The sequence below is a fragment of the Pseudomonas sp. FEMGT703P genome, assembly GCF_002786345.1.
Classification (GTDB): Bacteria; Pseudomonadota; Gammaproteobacteria; order Pseudomonadales; family Pseudomonadaceae; genus Aquipseudomonas; species Aquipseudomonas peli.
In genome coordinates this window covers 733,529-750,500 of record NZ_PGCM01000005.1, presented here as the reverse complement: position 1 = coordinate 750,500, position 16,972 = coordinate 733,529, and the positions used below count along the sequence as shown (strand labels likewise).

14 protein-coding genes are annotated in these 16,972 nt (G+C 58.7%); 5 read left to right on the top strand and 9 right to left on the bottom strand.

What is annotated here, in order from left to right; all coding sequences use genetic code 11:
• Positions 1-67 precede the first annotated feature (67 nt).
• From CUR33_RS07300 to CUR33_RS07290, 3 genes are read right to left on the bottom strand one after another with little or no spacing between them, the layout of a single operon-like run.
• Complete coding sequence (locus CUR33_RS07300; RefSeq protein ID WP_289239151.1) at positions 68-1,138, bottom strand: competence protein ComEC; 1,071 nt, start codon at positions 1,136-1,138, stop codon at positions 68-70.
• Between the two features lie 45 nt (positions 1,139-1,183).
• A complete protein-coding gene (locus CUR33_RS07295; protein WP_289239150.1) occupies positions 1,184-3,436 on the bottom strand; it encodes a Mov34/MPN/PAD-1 family protein in 2,253 nt (750 codons plus the stop codon).
• On the bottom strand, positions 3,436-4,629 hold the full coding sequence (locus CUR33_RS07290; protein ID WP_289239149.1) for a metallohydrolase: 1,194 nt from the start codon (positions 4,627-4,629) through the stop codon (positions 3,436-3,438). Before CUR33_RS07290 ends, CUR33_RS07295 begins: the two co-directional genes overlap by 1 nt.
• 90 nt (positions 4,630-4,719) lie before the next feature.
• Between CUR33_RS07290 and CUR33_RS07285 the strand changes: the two genes are divergently transcribed.
• From CUR33_RS07285 to CUR33_RS07275, 3 genes are all read left to right on the top strand, one after another.
• Positions 4,720-5,622 carry a WYL domain-containing transcriptional regulator gene (locus CUR33_RS07285; protein WP_289239148.1) on the top strand — a complete coding sequence of 301 codons (903 nt, stop codon included), beginning with the start codon at positions 4,720-4,722 and terminating at the stop codon, positions 5,620-5,622.
• A 6-nt stretch (positions 5,623-5,628) separates the two neighbouring features.
• The gene (locus tag CUR33_RS07280) at positions 5,629-6,420 is read left to right on the top strand and encodes a hypothetical protein (protein WP_289239147.1); all 792 of its coding nucleotides are present in this window, start codon (positions 5,629-5,631) and stop codon (positions 6,418-6,420) included.
• A gap of 233 nt (positions 6,421-6,653) precedes the next feature.
• Positions 6,654-7,025 carry a helix-turn-helix transcriptional regulator gene (locus CUR33_RS07275; RefSeq protein WP_236269783.1) on the top strand — a complete coding sequence of 124 codons (372 nt, stop codon included), beginning with the start codon at positions 6,654-6,656 and terminating at the stop codon, positions 7,023-7,025.
• Positions 7,026-7,039: 14 nt separating this feature from the next.
• On the opposite strand, the gene CUR33_RS07270 is transcribed toward CUR33_RS07275, so the two are convergent.
• The 5 genes from CUR33_RS07270 to guaB form a co-directional block, all read right to left on the bottom strand.
• Entirely contained in the window at positions 7,040-7,564 is a 525-nt protein-coding gene (locus tag CUR33_RS07270; RefSeq protein ID WP_236269784.1) for a helix-turn-helix transcriptional regulator, read from the bottom strand.
• Positions 7,565-7,568: 4 nt separating this feature from the next.
• The gene (locus CUR33_RS07265; RefSeq protein ID WP_260495186.1) at positions 7,569-7,844 is read right to left on the bottom strand and encodes a hypothetical protein; all 276 of its coding nucleotides are present in this window, start codon (positions 7,842-7,844) and stop codon (positions 7,569-7,571) included.
• Between the two features lie 60 nt (positions 7,845-7,904).
• Positions 7,905-9,161 carry a tyrosine-type recombinase/integrase gene (locus CUR33_RS07260; protein WP_260495187.1) on the bottom strand — a complete coding sequence of 419 codons (1,257 nt, stop codon included), beginning with the start codon at positions 9,159-9,161 and terminating at the stop codon, positions 7,905-7,907.
• Between the two features lie 300 nt (positions 9,162-9,461).
• The gene (gene guaA, locus CUR33_RS07255; RefSeq protein ID WP_170048268.1) at positions 9,462-11,042 is read right to left on the bottom strand and encodes a glutamine-hydrolyzing GMP synthase; all 1,581 of its coding nucleotides are present in this window, start codon (positions 11,040-11,042) and stop codon (positions 9,462-9,464) included.
• 92 nt (positions 11,043-11,134) lie between these two features.
• Positions 11,135-12,604, bottom strand: coding sequence for an IMP dehydrogenase (guaB, locus tag CUR33_RS07250; RefSeq protein ID WP_090248601.1), 1,470 nt, complete (start codon positions 12,602-12,604; stop codon positions 11,135-11,137).
• Positions 12,605-12,773: 169 nt separating this feature from the next.
• On the opposite strand from guaB, the gene CUR33_RS07245 reads away from it, so the two are divergent.
• Positions 12,774-14,891: a TonB-dependent siderophore receptor gene (locus CUR33_RS07245; RefSeq protein WP_448703148.1), complete on the top strand. Its 2,118-nt coding sequence runs from the start codon at positions 12,774-12,776 to the stop codon at positions 14,889-14,891.
• A 30-nt stretch (positions 14,892-14,921) separates the two neighbouring features.
• Here CUR33_RS07245 and CUR33_RS07240 read toward each other — a convergent pair whose 3' ends face one another.
• Complete coding sequence (locus tag CUR33_RS07240) at positions 14,922-15,476, bottom strand: sugar ABC transporter ATPase (RefSeq protein WP_167142028.1); 555 nt, start codon at positions 15,474-15,476, stop codon at positions 14,922-14,924.
• 105 nt (positions 15,477-15,581) lie between these two features.
• Between CUR33_RS07240 and xseA the strand changes: the two genes are divergently transcribed.
• On the top strand, positions 15,582-16,961 hold the full coding sequence (xseA, locus tag CUR33_RS07235; RefSeq protein ID WP_289239146.1) for an exodeoxyribonuclease VII large subunit: 1,380 nt from the start codon (positions 15,582-15,584) through the stop codon (positions 16,959-16,961).
• Positions 16,962-16,972 lie beyond the last annotated feature (11 nt).

Below are 16,972 nucleotides of genomic sequence, written 5' to 3'. Positions count from 1 at the left end.
CAGATAAATGGGACATAGACCGCCCATGCTCTGGAGTCTGAAAAGCATGGCCGCCCCTCTACTAGACTCAACTTTCTTGCTCTTCGGGATACGCTGCTTGGGGAATTGATACCCATCCATCACGGGTAATGCCTGCCCCGATGCGTATGTTCTGGCTTTCGGTTGCTGCCCAATGCCCACCCCGGTGCAGTACAGCGCGAATCACCGACTTCCGTGGATGATCCTCATCCGCCTTGGCAGAGCTGCATATGGCATTCCAGGTATGTTTGTCTGGCATGCTGTCCAACCTTTGGCCAACCAACTGATCCAGAATCTCAGTCGAAACATTGTGTCGCCCGCCATGATGCGGCACCTGGAAATACCGAATGCCGGGCAACGTAAGTCCCGCAAAAGGTGCGTAGTCAATCACCTCTTGTAGCGCTTCACGCCCGGCATCGCCAGTAAGCATGACGCGATGGCCATTCAGGACAGCCGACTGCACTACACTCATTTCATTTTCACGACTAGTTGGCGCAGACGGAAAATACTCGTCGCCCCACAAGGATTTGATGTATGCGGTCGCAGCCTTAACTGCCCGAAAAATGCTGCTCAGAGCACTATCCATGGCACCTTCTTCAACAGCTTCAGGTGTCTTCGTGGAATCCACGATTAAGTCCATGTAGCGACCTAGCGTCGGTGCCATCACCGTGAAGGGGCCGATGCTCTGCCCCTGAAGCGGGGCATGAATGGGGATTCCCTTCTCAACCGCAATGTCCTCAAGAGCTGCAGTGGCATCGTAGACAGAACGTAATTTCCGCCTCAGCGCTTCCACCGACTCATAGGTCTCGAAGCGATCTATCAATTGCTCTGCATATATCCACGGCCTATTGATCCAGAGATTCCTGACCGAGCATTGTTCCAAGACTTTTCGAAGCCCATTGGCGTGATCGCGATCCGGATGCGTGAGGATCACGTGATCGATAACTGTTGTGCCGTAGTAGGTTTTCAGGTGCTCAACGATCTGATCCCCGGTATCCAGATAACCACCGTCAACCACATGTATACCTTCGGTGCCATTTACCGAGTAGCGCAGCGTGATCGCATCCCCGCTCTTCGCTGTTTCGACGCCAAGAAAATCGATCTCAAAGTAGTCAGCCATACATCCCTCTTGCCTAATACCAACGAAGTGCCGGTGGTTTTCCACCTACCAGCGATCCACCGCACATGTGATTCCTGTCGGAGTCCATACCAACGACACAGCAGGAAGGCCACCAGCATCCTCGGCGATGCCGCGCAACGTATGTCGGTCTATACCCGAATGAGCGCCGCCTTTCGGATGGCTGTGCCAAGTGCCGATAAAGGCGAGATATCCCAAAGAGGTCGAATTCGCAGTACGCAAATTTTGAACAAGCCCATCGGTGCCCAAGACGAAGCGTGCGGCCTCTCGAACGCTGTCTGGCGGTGCGTCAACAAGCCCCGCAATGATGATGGTTCGATTTTCAAACGAGATGCGGCCGACCAAGGCACCGCCTGTTTCCAACGCCCCCCAGCGCAGCGCATCAGCATGGATCGCTTGCGCGACCGGGTGCAGAATCCGAATGTTCCAGCCACCATCGTCCGCTACATCGAGCACAGTGGTCGGACCAAGGCTGGTGCGAGTCCATGCTATGCCGAAGCCTTCGGCATCCGAGATCCCAGCGCAAAGAGTCGCTTCCTTCGGAAGCCCGTCAATGAGCCAACGTTCCAGTTGCAGCCCAGCCAGTGAAGCAGACCGCGAAACGACGGCATCAGACATTGGCATGGTCAGTGAGCGGCAGTTGTCACCCACAAAGATACGCGTCGGCTCAGAAGTATCACCGGCAATCGACGCACGCAGTTCCGGCACAAATCGGCAGCACTCGAACAGGAATGCCGTGAGGTCATCAACCCGACCGTCGCGGCCAAGTCCTTCGAGCAAAACTGCAACACAGCGGCCCTGACCGTACATCGCGATCCGTACCAGCCGGGCAGGTGATTGATCCAGCGCTGTCGACTGTGTTTCTGCGGCTAGCACCTTAAGTGAAGCTGTTGCGTCCACGATGAGCGCTGCATCCTGCGGAACGGTTGTGGCGAACTGTACCGGATCGACCAAGAGGGACACTGCGTCGGCGTCGAACGCGCGCGATTGAAGATGCGACAACTCCTCAAAAGCCGTCTTCATCAGCGCCGCCTTCTGAGGAGGGACCAACACTGATGCCCTCTCAATGAGTGCATGCCGGGCTGCGTTGTGAGGCGACATGGATTCGTTGTCGACGAAAGCCATTGAACCGAAACCTGCTCGCCCCAGATGCATCGCGATTTTCGACCCTACACTTCCGCAGCCGAGTATGACCAGCGGCTGTGATGTGGTCGCCACTGGAATGCCAGACGTCCTTGCCAGCAGCTCGGGAGACAATGCATGCGCATGAAAGGCGGGGTGAACCGTGGCGTTTCGCTCGAGTAGCGATTGAGCGTTGAGCTCATAGCGCACCACATAGGGCAGTACCTCCACACTTCGCCCTGGTGAACCCACAAGCGATGCAGGCCTTTGCACAGTCAAAATCACAACCGCGTACAAACCATGTATCCAGCCGCGAGAGTCCTGCTGCACATCTAGGATCGAGCGTCCGTAAAAACCATCCAGACCGCTGGCCAGAGCGTTGCGATCAATGCCGAGCTCCGCAGCGCGATCAAGCAACGTCGCGAGATCGATAACCGTCTCCGGTTGATAACGTCCGATCACATGCGGGAGGCCGTCGGTCATTGGTGCGCGTGCGATGAAGGCCGCGGTTTGACCGTTTCCCCATTTGCCCAGCTTGTCGTTGTGAGCGTCCTGGTAGAACACAGGATCAACTTGGGGGACCAGCTCGGCGTTGATAATGGCGTATAGCCCATCATCAATCGTCACATAGCTTACGGGAACTATCAAAATCGAGCCGTCAGCGGGAGCAGCTGACGCGACCTTCTCGGCGCTGAATACAATAGTCGAAGGACAGCTGTCTCGGCGCGTCGGCTCCCACCCCTGCTCAAGATCCAGCAACGCCCCGGCTGCAGCCTTGTGCAGCCAATCGATTAATTGATCGATAATCGCGTCCAGACCAAACCGATGCAGCAGCTCGTCCAATGCCCCCTCGAACAGGCAAGGTGAGACCAACTCGCCTTCGCGATGGGGATTGATGTGCGGCAAATTGAGCGGAAAGTCCGTACGCAAGAAAGGCTTGGGCGCAGATAGAGGCCAATCATTGTCGAACACCAGAATGCATGTCTCGACCGAACGTACGCCGGTCTCGGACACGCCATGGCGCCGAGACCGGCTCGGTAGCTCAACAGCAACATCGACTTCGATCTGCGTTATTTCACCGCTTACCCTTGGCTCCCCAACACGGACCAGACCTCGATGCCGCTGAAGCTGATGCAGTGCATCCGCAATCCTGTCCATCACGATGCGCCGTGCGGCATGGGGGTACGCGCAGAGGTGATCACGGCTGCAGCCTTCGATCCAGCTTCTTTCTTCGAGGGAGGCTGCACACCCTGAGTAGTGACGGTAAACACGAGAGGCTCAACAGATTTTTCGCTCGGGTATTCGCCCGTGCAGTAAAACTCGCCTTTTGCTTCACCCACGATTGCGACGTACTCACGCTTTGCACGGATGCAGGGCGGATCACTGGCGTCGTCTGCAATCGGCTTACAGCTGGCGACGATGACAGCACCGTCACGCGTCTGCGAAAGCGCCTTACGAGCGTCGGCGTCGAGTTTGGCCTTCTCGCCGTAGTCGGACCAGCTGTCATAGGACAGCGAATGCCAGGAACAGTGATGCGGTGCCTGCATGATGTCGTACTCAAGCACATCGGTTTCGGTCTTGTGGCGCTGCCACTGGCGGTTCCAGATGAATACCTCAGCATCGCCGCCAGTAAGGAATTTCGCACCATCTGGCGTCTGCGCATCAGCAGCCAATGTGATGTTCAGGATCACGCTCGACTGGTTCTTGACCAGGCACTCTTCCTCTTCTTCGTCGTCCTGGGCATCCAGGGGTGCCAGAAGAAACGCGGAGAAGAATGCGGAACTCTTGCCATTGATCGTCGAGAAGCGCGTGTCCACCCTCCGCACAATCGGAGTGAGATCATCAGTCTTTCCGTCGATGTCCTCGCCCATGATCTGGATACGGTCACCGTTCCCGACGGCAAAATTCTTGTCGCGGTTCAGCTGTACCCGCCGACGCGCCTCCGTGTTGAATGCCTTGGCGTCGCCGCTCAATGTGTGCGTCTTGCTGGCGCGTCGAAACACGATCGGGGACGACCACATCTCGCGGATCACGATCTTTTTGTCCTTGTCGTCCTTCTTGTCATCTGGGTACGTGTCCAGCGGCCCCAGGTGGAAGTGCCGAGTCAGTCCTCGACAGTGGTCTTGGTCTGGGTGGCTCAGCAAGAACGCATCGACATAAGGCCTACCGTTTTCATCCCTCTTCAAACGGTCGCGCAGATCCTTGGCGACATCGCGCGCCTCCCCATCAGGGTCGTCGGCATCCTGCCTGATGTTTACGTCAATCAGGAGGGTGGTTACGTCGATATCGCCGAACTTGATAAGGGCCATATCCCCGTTGTCTACGGGGAAAAACGTGATGGTTGTGGGCATCTGGGTCTCCAGGTAGACGACCTAAGGAGTAGTCGCGTATATTTAATGTACGGATATTATTTATATCCGTCTACTTTTTAGGCGGTCACCATGAAAGAAACCTCGATTACTACTGCCGAACCCTCTGAGTCCAAGGGCTTGAGCTGGGGTTTGGAGAGCAGACTCCAGTTCATCGATTTTCGTCTGCGCTGGGAGCGGCGCATCAATCGGATGGATCTCACCGAGCACTTTGGCATATCGGTTCCTCAGGCATCACTGGACATTGCCAAATACACTGAGTTGGCACCGAGCAATCTGACTTATGACCGCAGCTCCAAGACCTACACAGCCACTCTGCATTTTCAGCCGCTTTACCAACGAAGCTCGGCGCAACGCTATCTAGAGGAACTGCTGGCGACCAAGATGGGAATTGTCGAACCGAGAGCCACCTTTATCGGCTCAGCGCCCGAGACCGATTGGGCACCTTCCCCCTGGCGCACGATCAATGAGCAGACCGTAGAAGCAGTGGTCCGAGCCATTCGGCAGCAGGAAGCTATTCGAGTGAGCTACCAGTCCATGACGTCTCTGGACGAATCAATCCGGTTACTTTCGCCGCACGCTCTTGGCAATGACGGTTTCCGCTGGCATGTGCGCGCGTATTGCCACAAGCGTCAGCGCTTTAGCGATTTTGTTCTCGCCCGAATTTTGCGCATCGAAGATTTCGAGCCGAGCCATGTGGACTCCAGCCAGGATGCGCATTGGCACACCGTGCTGACGCTAGTGCTTGCGCCGCATCCCGATTTGCCTGCAGCCAAGAAACGAGTCTTGGAACTGGACTACGGCATGGAAGACGGGAAGGTCAAACTTCCCTGTCGTCAAGCGTTTCTGTACTACACGCTAAGGCGTTTGGGCTTGCATACCAAGGAAGCGCCAGATCCTCTCGCGCAACAGATCACGCTGAGAAATCGCGATGAAATCCAACCCTACATCGATGCTTTGACAGCTCAGGCCTGACATCCCATGACAACAATTTTCGAACTAGTTAAAGACCCGTACGAGCGCAAGGCTCGCGTCGTTCCAGGTCTTCTCGTGGCATTGCCATTGCTCGTCCCTTTGATATGCGTATACGGAGCAAAGCACCCTGTGCTCACAGGTGTTATCGGTTTACTTGGCGGCTGCGGTGCCATTTACGCGCTTGCGAGCGTGGCACGCGGGCGCGGCAAAAAGCTTGAAGAGCTTTTAGTTAAAAAATGGGGAGGCATGCCTACAACCATAGCTCTGCGGCATCGCGACAATTTTCTAGATAATGTCAGCAAGCAGAGGTACCACTCCGCGATCACTACCAAACTGGGTATTGATATACCAACGGCAGAAGAAGAATCAGCGAACCCTGACAAAGCAGACGATATCTACATTGGAGCAACCAAGCGACTTCGCGAACTCACGCGCACCAATAAGCAACTTCTGCTGAAAGAGAATATTGCCTACGGATTTCACCGCAATATGCTGGCAATGAAGCCCGTCGGCATCGTGTCGAGCCTCTTGGGAGTCCTCTACGGATTGCTGATTGCAAAGGTTCTGCAGATAACGCCTCCCCATTTTTTCCCCGTACACTTTGCCGACCCGGGGCTCGCCGCTGGCTTGACGTTACTTATTTCGATGGCGCTACTTGCGGCCTGGCTGCTGTATTTCGATCAGAGTGCCGTCAGACTTATGGGATTCGTGTATGCGGAACGCCTATTTGAGTGTTTACCGTCACTGACTTCTTCAGCATCACGAAAGAAAGCGCCAAAATCGACACCTACAGAATGACACCCCACCCTCCGACTGCACTCTTCACGTGCAGCCGGTTGGGCTGCGGGGATAAGGGAGCTGGATCGAACTAACTGGAGAGCTGCCACGACATCAGCGATGAAATAACATCACTGAAAGATATCAAGCAGCCAATAATCGCACCAAGCCTGCCCCTGTACGCCGCAGCAGGTTGTCCCGATAAGCACTGAATCGCACGATACCCCCATCCAGCCAGACTCATGGAGTCCGAGATGGAACATCTATCGCCTACGCCCGGTGCTTCAATCTCCGAGACCGCCCTGTCTCTTCCGATGCCTGGCACGGATGCCTACGAGGCACTGCCGCAGTTTCCGAAACGCAGCCCCCTACCCTTCCGGCGCACCATTCGGCGGCAAGAGCTGAGACAGATCATCCCCCTGTCCGAAACGACGATCTACGAAATGGAACGCCGTGGAGAGTTCCCCCGGCGCTTCAACCTGACACCGCGTTGCGTAGTGTGGGACTTGGCCGAGGTCGAAGCGTGGATTGAGGAACGCAAGCAGGCACCTCGCACGAACATCAGCAGGCCGGATGTCCGCCTAAGAAAAACCCGCCCTGTTCGGGCGGGCGCAGACCAAGAATGAGGCCAGTGACGGCCTCAACCAACAAGGGCTTCCAACTCCCCGGAAGTCGAGCGCGATAATCGTCGACCTTCCTTGGCCACGTTAACCTGCAAAGCCACGCGCGCCACGTCCTGAACCTCCCTGGCCAGCTCGTAGCTGCCCTTGGCCTGCAGCCAGGCCAATACGTCCGCTAGGTGCCAGATCGACGCACTGCCCTCATGCACAGGTGCTGGGAAGCTGCTTGGGTGGGCCAGCATGAGCTTGCGCATGTTCTGCCGCGACACGCCGACCATCTCCGCCACGTCGGTCAGACCGACCAAATCCGGGGCTACCTCGATCAATTTGGCCGACGGTACGGCTCTGCGCACGTCAGCCAGTGCGCTGCGCACAGCCGCATCTGCGCTGTCCGCTTCGCGGGTGAACTCCAGCGCCAACCGCCCCGGCTGGCCGATGCCGACCAAAGAATCATCGCAACCGGCCTCTCCAAGGCGCTCGACCAGCGCATCCGGGTCACGATCATCGTCGGCAAGTTGGTACTTCAGAGTAAAGGTATATTCCATCGTATTACTCCTCAGCACCGTCCGCGGCTTCTTGCTGCTTACGGTGCGTGGTGCAGTTGTCCACGACACGCCCCAAGGCGCGTGCGTGATTGCCAGGGCTCTTCGGCGTGCTCCATACGCTGGTGATGCAGAACTCGCCGCAGCGACACTCCTCATCGTTGTAAGGGCAGTAGATCCGCCCCCAGGCATGGCTTCCACCTACTTCCACGCGCCAGCCCTGCTCTTCGGCGTACCTCAGTACTTCCTCGACCTCTTTCTTCGGATGAGAGGGACGGGCCATCAGTGATCTCCAGTATTGGCATAACCAGCAAGGTTGTCAACTGACAACCTTGCCATTCCTTTAAACCGCAGCACTCAGCACCGGCACGACCACATTGTCCGGCAACAGTTTCGGCACATGAGTGCGACCTTCGATCCAGGCATCGACCATATCCGCCCACTCCTGCAGCATGTGGCGCCGCTGCTCGGCGTACTCGGCCTTGTTGTAGACCGATCGCGAAGAACGTCCATCCTCGTGCGCCAGGCACTTCTCGATCCAGTCGCCATTGAAGCCTACTTCGTTAAGCAACGTAGAGCCCGTCCGGCGCAAGTCGTGAACCGTGAATGGCTCCAACGGCAGTCCAGCCTCCTTGGCACGCGATGCGATAAGTTGCGTGATCCGGTTCAACGTTGCGTGCGACATGCAGCGATAAATCTCATAGCGCGATGGCAGCACGAACTTGGAGCCACCAGCACAGGTGTGCAGTGCCACGAAAATGTCCAGGCACTGGCGTGATAGGTAGACCACATGCGGATTACGCCCCTTCATCCGTTGCTTTGAGATCGTCCAGGTGGCGCTTTCAAAGTCCACCTCATCCCAGGTCGCCTCGATTAACTCGCTCTTGCGCACCAGGGTCAGCAGCACCAGTCGCAAGGCCAGCCTGATGGTGGGGTACGCCGCGATGGATTCCAACTGATGGAAAGCCAGGCGTATCTCCGTCGGAGTCAACGCTCGGTCCTTCGGCACAAAGGTGGCAATCGAGGCCGCCTTCACATCGTTGGCCGGATTGTCGATTTTCTCCCCATGCAGGGCCGCGAACGCATACACCTGCTTCACGATGTCACGAATGTGGACGGCCGTGGCCGGGGCACCGCGAGCTTTTACCTTGGCACAGAGTGCCCGCAGGTCGTCAGGAGTGACTTCGGTCAGGAGCCGGTTCTCGAAGACCGGCAGAATGTCGCGGTCGATGATGCTCTTGCGCATTGCCCGCGTACTGTCGGCCATGCGCGCATCGGCCAGCCAGCTCTTCAGCATCTCGCCGAACGTCTTGGCGGCTGTCAGGCGTCGCTTGGCCCTCTGCTTCTCCAGGGAGGGCGAGTTTCCCTGGGCGACCATGCGCTTGGCATCGAGCAACTTTTCGCGAGCCATGGCCAACGAAATGCCCACTGGGCCATACCGCCCAATGGTCAGAGTTTCCCTGCGTCCATTGAGACGGTAATCGTAGCGAAAGGTGACGGTACCGCTAGGCGATACCGTCACGTACATGCCATCGCGGTCGGAAGCCTTGTACGGCTTGGCCTTGGGTTTGAGATTGCGCAGTGCGGTGTCGGTAAGCATCGAGGTTTTTCTCCTGTTCATGACGGCTTTTACCGTCAAGGGTCAGGAGACCTGCTGATGCCGGGAAAGCCGCGTAACAGAAGCTTTCCCAAGGAGAGATTTACCGTCAAAGACCGGTTTGGTCTCGATAGTAAACGGGAGGGTCTTAATCCGACCTCCGGTTCCTACCGTCACCGCTACCGCCAAACCATTCTGCTGCCTGGCGATAGTCACCGATAGATACCGTGACGTGTTTTCTTTCAAATCAACACGTTACAGCATCTTATCGATAGGTACCGATAGTCCCCGAAGGACCTGATTTCACTCCCACTCGATGGTGGCAGGCGGCTTGCTCGACACGTCGTAAGTGACGCGGGAGATACCTTCGATTTCGTTGATGATGCGGCCGCTGACGGTTTCCAGCAGCTCGTAAGGCAGGTGCGCCCAACGTGCAGTCATAAAGTCGATGGTCTCCACCGCGCGCAGGGCAACAACCCAGGCGTAACGACGGCCATCACCGACCACGCCCACCGATTTCACCGGCTGGAACACCACGAAGGCCTGGCTAACCTTGTGGTACCAGTCAGCCTTGCGCAGCTCTTCGATAAAGATATGGTCAGCGCGACGCAGCAGGTCGGCGTACTCCTTCTTCACTTCGCCGAGGATGCGCACGCCCAGGCCCGGGCCGGGGAATGGATGACGGTAGACCATGTCGTACGGCAGGCCGAGTTCCAGACCCAGACGGCGCACTTCGTCCTTGAACAGTTCGCGCAGCGGCTCGACCAGTTTCAGGTTCATCTCTTCCGGCAGGCCGCCGACGTTGTGGTGCGACTTGATCACGTGGGCCTTGCCGCTTTTAGCGCCCGCCGACTCGATCACGTCCGGGTAGATGGTGCCTTGGGCGAGGAACTGGATGTTATCCAGCTGGCTGGCCTGGGCATCGAACACGTCGATAAAGGTGCGGCCGATGATCTTACGCTTCTTCTCCGGGTCGGCTTCGCCAGCCAGGTTGTCGAGGAACTGCGCTTCAGCGTTGGCACGGATCACCTTGACGCCCATGTTCTCGGCGAACATGGCCATCACCTGCTCGCCTTCGTGCAGGCGCAGCAGGCCGTTGTCGACGAATACGCAGGTCAGCTGATCACCAATGGCCTTGTGCAGCAGCGCCGCAACCACCGAGGAGTCCACACCGCCGGACAGGCCGAGCAGCACGTTGGCATCACCGACCTGGGCGCGCACCTGGGCGATGGCGTCTTCAGCAATCTTCGACGGCGTCCACAGGGCTTCACACTCGCAGATGTCGAGAATGAAGCGCGACAGGATACGACCGCCCTGTTTGGTGTGGGTCACTTCCGGGTGGAACTGCACGCCGTAGTAACGGCGCTCATCGTTGAACATGCCGGCAATCGGGCAGCTCGGGGTGCTGGCCAGGACGTGGAAGTCAGCCGGCATCTTGGTGACTTTGTCACCATGGCTCATCCACACGTCGAGGCCGAACAGGCCGTCGGCGTCGACGTGATCTTCGATGCCATCGAGCAGGCGGCTCTTGCCAACCACATCCACGCGGGCATAGCCAAACTCACGAAGATCAGAACCCTCGACCTTGCCGCCCAGCTGCTCAGCCATGGTCTGCATGCCGTAGCAGATGCCGAACACCGGCACGCCGAGATCGAACACCGCTTGCGGGCAGCGCGGGCTGTTGGCTTCGTGCACGGACTCAGGGCCACCGGCGAGGATGACGCCTTTGGGAGCGAATTCGCGGATCGCTTCCTCATCCATGTCGAACGGGTGCAGCTCACAATACACACCGATCTCGCGCACGCGGCGGGCGATCAGCTGGGTGTACTGGGAGCCGAAATCCAGAATCAGGATGCGGTGAGCGTGGATGTCTTGATGAGCCATGACCGTCTCTCGTAGCGAAATTCACAAATGACTCGGGGCTGCCCTGTAAAACAACAGCGACAGCCCCGGGCTTTATATCAACTGATCAACAGTCAGCCCACGCGATAGTTCGGGGCTTCTTTGGTGATCTGTACGTCGTGTACATGGGACTCAGCCATGCCGGCACCGGTGATGCGCACGAACTCAGGCTTGCTGCGCATCTCTTCAACCGTTGCACAACCGGTGTAACCCATGGAGGCACGCAGGCCGCCCATCAGCTGGTGAACGATGGCAGCCATTGCGCCTTTGTATGGCACGCGGCCTTCGATGCCTTCCGGCACCAGCTTTTCGGCACCGGCCGAGGAGTCTTGGAAGTAACGATCCGAAGAGCCCTGCGCCTGCGCCATCGCGCCCAGCGAGCCCATACCGCGGTAAGCCTTGTAGGAGCGGCCCTGGAATAGCTCGACTTCGCCCGGTGCTTCTTCAGTACCGGCGAGCATCGAACCGATCATCACGCAAGACGCGCCAGCAACGATGGCCTTGGACAGGTCACCGGAGAAACGGATACCGCCATCGGCGATCAACGGCACACCGGTGCCAGCCAGTGCGGCGGCAACGTTGGCCACGGCGGAGATTTGCGGTACGCCGACACCAGCAACAATGCGCGTGGTGCAGATCGAGCCAGGGCCGATACCGACCTTGACTGCATCAGCGCCAGCTTCGGCCAGGGCCTTGGCGGCTTCGCCGGTGGCGATGTTACCGCCGATCACCTGAACGTCCGGGAAGTTCTGCTTGACCCAACGCACGCGGTCGATCACGCCTTTGGAGTGACCGTGGGCGGTGTCGACAATGATTACGTCAACACCAGCATTAGCCAGCGCGGCGACGCGGTCAGCGGTATCGGCGCCGGTGCCGACAGCTGCACCCACACGCAGGCGACCTTGGTCGTCTTTGCTGGCCAGCGGGTAAGCTTTGGCTTTTTCGATGTCCTTGACGGTCATCATGCCCTTCAAGCGGAAGGCATCATCGACGATCAGGACTTTCTCGATACGGTGCTTGTGCAGCAGCTCGCGCACCACGTCTTTGTCGGCGCCTTCCGGTACGGTGACCAGACGCTCTTTTGGCGTCATCACTTCACGCACGGTGGCGTCCAGGCGGTTCTCAAAACGCACATCACGGGAAGTGACGATGCCGACTAGGTCGCCATCGCTGAGTACCGGTACGCCGGAGATATTGTGCATACGGGTCAGGTCGAACAGATCACGCACGGTGGCGTTGGCTTCGATGGTGATCGGGTCCTTGACCACGCCCGCCTCGTAGCGTTTGACCTTGCGCACTTCGGCAGCTTGCTGCTCGACGGTCATGTTCTTGTGGATGATGCCGATGCCGCCTTCCTGAGCCATGGCAATCGCCAGACGGGCTTCAGTGACGGTATCCATGGCAGCAGAGAGCAACGGAATATTCAGTTCAATACCACGGGTCAGGCGCGTTTTGAGGCTGACATCCTTCGGCAGAACTTCGGAATAACCTGGAATAAGTAGAACGTCGTCGAAGGTAAGAGCTTCTTGACTGATACGCAGCATGGCGGGGGCTCCCGGACGGGAAAATTGGAAGCGCGCCATTATACTCAGACGCCCCCCTGCACTCAACGCAAACTGCAACATTGCCCCGCGCGCTTACGCGGCACTATCCAGAGGGCGGACGAGAACAATACAATAATGATTCTCAAAAACATCCGCACCTGAGTAGCACATGCCCGCCTCCCGACTCTCCCCCTCCCAGCCAGCCTGGAGCTTTGCCCTGCTCGCCCTGGCCTTGATGCCAGTCGCCAACAGCTTCGCAGCCGAAACCGCCAGCCCACTTGAGCTGCCCAGCCAGGCCGTCACCGCCACCCGTGAAGACCAAACCGGCTATAGCGCCAGCACGGCCAGCACCGCAAGCAAAAGCGCCGTGCCGATCATGCAAGAGGCCCAGGCGTTGCAGGTGGTCACCGAACAGGTGATTGAGGACTATCAGGTGCAGTCACTGGACGACGCGATGAAGTTCGTCAGCGGCATGACTCAGAGCAACACCCTGGCCGGCACCCAGGACGGCTTCGTCAAACGGGGTTTCGGCACCAACGCCGACGGCTCGATCCTGCGTGACGGCATCCGCTCCAGCCTGTCGCGTAACTTCAGTGCCACCACCGAGCGCGTGGAAGTGCTCAAAGGCCCGGCTTCTCTGCTCTATGGCGCTCTGGAACCGGGCGGACTGATCAATGTGATCAGTAAGCAGCCTGAATACCGGCAGCGCACGCAGATCAGCGGTGAAACCAGCAGCGAAGGTGGTGGCAACCTTATGCTCGACACCACCGGCCCATTGGGCGACAGCGGCTTTGCCTATCGACTGATCGCCGAACGCCACCACGAAGACTATTGGCGCAATTTCGGCGCGGACAACCACAGTCTGATCGCACCGTCCCTGAGTTGGACCGGCGAAAACCTGCGCGTCAGCCTGGCTTACGAGCACAAGGAATACTCGACCCCGGTGGATCGTGGCACGGTGATCATCAACGGCAAACCGGCGAGCACCGAGTACAACGCGCGCTTCAACGAAAGCTGGGCCAAAGCCCAAGGCACCGATGAACTGTTTACCGCCAAGGCCGAGTACCAACTCAACCCAGACTGGCTAAGCCGCCTGACCTACGGCTGGAACAACGAGCGCTACGACTATGCCGAAGCACGACCCAACGCGCTAAACGCCACCACCGGCGCACTCAGCCGCCGTGCCGACGGCAGCAAACACGATAATCAGACCCAGTACCTGGCCTGGGACTGGATCGGCAACGCCAGCGTGTTCGGCCAACAGCATGACCTGCTGCTGGGCATGGACACCGAGCGGGTCGACAACTTCCGCGGTGACACCTATCGCGGCCCAGCGGTTAGCGGCTTCAATATCTACCGCCCGGTCTACGGTAACCTTGCCGAGCCGTCGCTGATCAGCGCCGCTCAAAGCGACAGAAGCGACGAACTGCATTCGCGCTCGCTGTATGTGAAGGACAACTGGCACCTCAATGACCAATGGATACTGGTGGCCGGCGGACGTTACCAGCACTTCGAACAGCTGGTTGAACAGGGCCGTGGTAACAGCTACACGAAAACCACCGACCGCCAAGACAACGCCTTCTTGCCCTTTGCCGGCTTGGTTTATCAGCTCAACCAACAGGTTTCGCTGTACGGTAATTACAGCCGCTCATTCGTGCCCAACGCCTCAGACGCCAACACCAGCCAGGCGTTCGACCCCGAGGAAGGTCGCAGTTACGAGCTAGGGGTAAAACTTGACCTCCCCCAGGGTATCGGCGCCAGCCTGGCACTGTTCGATATCGAGAAGGAAAACGTCGTGGTCACTAACAACGCCGTGTCTGAAGCGGCAGGCAAGGTGGGCTCACGGGGCGTGGAAATCGATATCAGCGGGCGAATTGCCGAACGTTGGGAGCTGCTCGGCACCTACGCCTACACCGATACGGAAATCCTCGATGACCCGGATAACCAGGGCAACGCACTGGTGAATGCTGCGCAGAATATCGCCAGCCTGTACCTGACCCACCACCTGGCGCTGCCCAGCGACACCGGACAATGGCGAGTAGGCGGCGGCGCGCGCTATGTCGGTGAACGCGCCGGCGATAACGCCAACAGCTTCTGGCTGGACAGCTACACCGTGGCCGATGCGTTTATCAGCTGGGAAAGCCAGCTACTGGGCGACAAGACCCGCCTGCAGCTGAATGCGCGTAACCTGTTCAACCAGGAGTACTACCCATCCAGCGGCGGCAACCTGCGCGTCGCCGTCGGTGAACCGCGCGAACTACGCCTATCGGCCAGCGTCGATTTTTAACTATTCAGCTCGGTTCAAGGATGAACCAACTCAGACAAGATCGACCCGCACGAGGGAAACCGGATAGCCCAAGCGCGCGGCAAACTCGTCGAGAAAGCGCTGCTTAAAGCCGGCGTCCGCCCAGTTATTGAAGATAAAGCCCAGGTTGGAAAACCCGCAGGGCTGCAGAAACAGAAAGCCGTTGATGTCGTCTTCATGGCCGCACAGCGGGCACCGAAAGTTATCGGTATGCCCCGGCATCCACTCCTCCAGGCTGTCGAACAACCTTTCGCCCACTTCGCGCCGACACTCAGGGCAGCCGGCCTCTTCGAGAAAGTCCGCCGTCGGGGTATAGATGCAGCGCTTATAAATGATCTCCAGGCCATGCACTGCCTGCCCAAACGGCAGCAACTCGGGCCGCTCGACTACACGCCGCGCGCCCTCGGCAATGCCGTAGCCCATATGTTTGAAGGTGCGACCACAGGTGGTCAGCTGTTCTTCGATGATGTTCTGCTTAACCAGCCAGCGCACGATCAACCGCGCGCGTGCCTCGTGGCCGGGAAAGCTGGAAATTTGCGGCACGACGATCGCCTGCTGCTCACTCATAACGGGACTCGGTTTGCGCTAAAGGCGCGCAGCTTAAAGGGCTTACAGCGTCGGTCAAGGCCAATCCCCTATGGCAGGCTGGGCAAAGCCTTTACTATGCGGGCCATGATCAAAGATCCCTTCCAACGCCTGAACCTCGACCGCGAGGTGCTCAGCGTCAGTCAACTGAACAACCGCGCACGCCTGCTGCTGGAAGATGTATTTGGCGGCATCTGGGTCGAGGGGGAAATCTCCAACCTGGCCAAGCCGGCGTCCGGACACATCTATTTCACCCTTAAAGATAGCCAGGCTCAGGTGCGCTGCGCGCTGTTCCGGCAGAACGCCGCCAAGGTGCGCCAAGCACTGCGTGATGGCCTGGCGGTCAAGGTGCGCGGCAAAGTCTCGCTGTTTGAAGGGCGCGGCGACTACCAACTGATTCTTGATGCCGTCGAGCCCGCCGGCGATGGCGCGCTGCGCCTGGCCTTCGAAGCGCTGAAAGAAAAGCTCAGCGCTGAAGGGCTGTTCGCCGCAGAGGCTAAAGTTGCCCTGCCGGCTCATCCAAAACGTATCGGCATTATCAGCTCACCCACCGGCGCGGTGATCCGCGACATCATCAGCGTATTTCGCCGCCGCGCACCGCAAGTCGAACTGACCCTGATCCCTACCGCCGTGCAAGGCCGCGAAGCCACCGCGCAGATCGTCCGCGCCCTCGGTATTGCCGATGCAAAAGGCTTTGATGCGCTGATCCTGGCCCGTGGCGGCGGTTCGCTGGAAGACCTCTGGTGCTTTAACGAAGAACCGGTTGCCCGCGCCATTGCCGCCTGCGTCACGCCCATCGTCAGCGCGGTGGGCCATGAGACCGATGTGTCCATCGCCGATTTTGTCGCCGACGTACGCGCACCAACACCTTCCGCCGCCGCCGAGTTACTGGCCCCCGACAGTAGCGAGTTGGTGCAACGCCTGCACAATCTCAAACGCCGCCTGAACCTGCGCATGCAACACCGCCTGGAACGTGAACGCATGCGCCTGGACGGTTTGCAGCGTCGCTTGCGCCATCCCGGCGAGCGCCTGCGCCAGCACGCCCAGCGTGTAGATGATCTGGATATGCGGCTGACCCGCGCTTTCGCACGCCAGCTGAATAGCCGCCGTGAACGCCTAAATCATCTGCAAACCCGCCTGCTCAGCCTGCATCCGGAACGTAATCTCAAGCTGCTAGACCAGCGCTTGCAGGCACTGGCCGAACGCCTGCAACGCAGCATGCGCGAGGGCCTAAAGGCACGCAGCCTGCAGCTGCATAGCCACGTGCAAACGCTGCATGCGGTCAGCCCGCTGGCGACCCTCGGGCGTGGCTATAGCATCCTGCTGGATGAGCGCGGCCGCGCCATCCGCAACGCCGCCGACACCCGCCCCGGCCAGCGCCTGAAAGCGCGCCTGGGCAACGGCGAGCTGGATGTGCGGGTCGAAGACAACCATGTGCAGCCGGTTACCCTCTCGCTGCTCGATTGATTTCCACACAG

Bases quoted from the DNA above. Each gene is read 5' to 3' on its own strand.
- CUR33_RS07260 (WP_260495187.1), bottom strand. From the start codon at position 9,161: ATGCTTACCGACACCGCACTGCGCAATCTCAAACCCAAGGCCAAGCCG.
- CUR33_RS07280 (WP_289239147.1), top strand. From the start codon at position 5,629: ATGACAACAATTTTCGAACTAGTTAAAGACCCGTACGAGCGCAAGGCT.
- guaB (WP_090248601.1), bottom strand. From the start codon at position 12,604: ATGCTGCGTATCAGTCAAGAAGCTCTTACCTTCGACGACGTTCTACTT.
- CUR33_RS07245 (WP_448703148.1), top strand. From the start codon at position 12,774: ATGCCCGCCTCCCGACTCTCCCCCTCCCAGCCAGCCTGGAGCTTTGCC.
- CUR33_RS07300 (WP_289239151.1), bottom strand. From the start codon at position 1,138: ATGGCTGACTACTTTGAGATCGATTTTCTTGGCGTCGAAACAGCGAAG.
- CUR33_RS07285 (WP_289239148.1), top strand. From the start codon at position 4,720: ATGAAAGAAACCTCGATTACTACTGCCGAACCCTCTGAGTCCAAGGGC.
- CUR33_RS07295 (WP_289239150.1), bottom strand. From the start codon at position 3,436: ATGGACAGGATTGCGGATGCACTGCATCAGCTTCAGCGGCATCGAGGT.
- CUR33_RS07265 (WP_260495186.1), bottom strand. From the start codon at position 7,844: ATGGCCCGTCCCTCTCATCCGAAGAAAGAGGTCGAGGAAGTACTGAGG.
- CUR33_RS07275 (WP_236269783.1), top strand. From the start codon at position 6,654: ATGGAACATCTATCGCCTACGCCCGGTGCTTCAATCTCCGAGACCGCC.
- CUR33_RS07240 (WP_167142028.1), bottom strand. From the start codon at position 15,476: ATGAGTGAGCAGCAGGCGATCGTCGTGCCGCAAATTTCCAGCTTTCCC.
- CUR33_RS07290 (WP_289239149.1), bottom strand. From the start codon at position 4,629: ATGCCCACAACCATCACGTTTTTCCCCGTAGACAACGGGGATATGGCC.
- xseA (WP_289239146.1), top strand. From the start codon at position 15,582: ATGATCAAAGATCCCTTCCAACGCCTGAACCTCGACCGCGAGGTGCTC.
- CUR33_RS07270 (WP_236269784.1), bottom strand. From the start codon at position 7,564: ATGGAATATACCTTTACTCTGAAGTACCAACTTGCCGACGATGATCGT.
- guaA (WP_170048268.1), bottom strand. From the start codon at position 11,042: ATGGCTCATCAAGACATCCACGCTCACCGCATCCTGATTCTGGATTTC.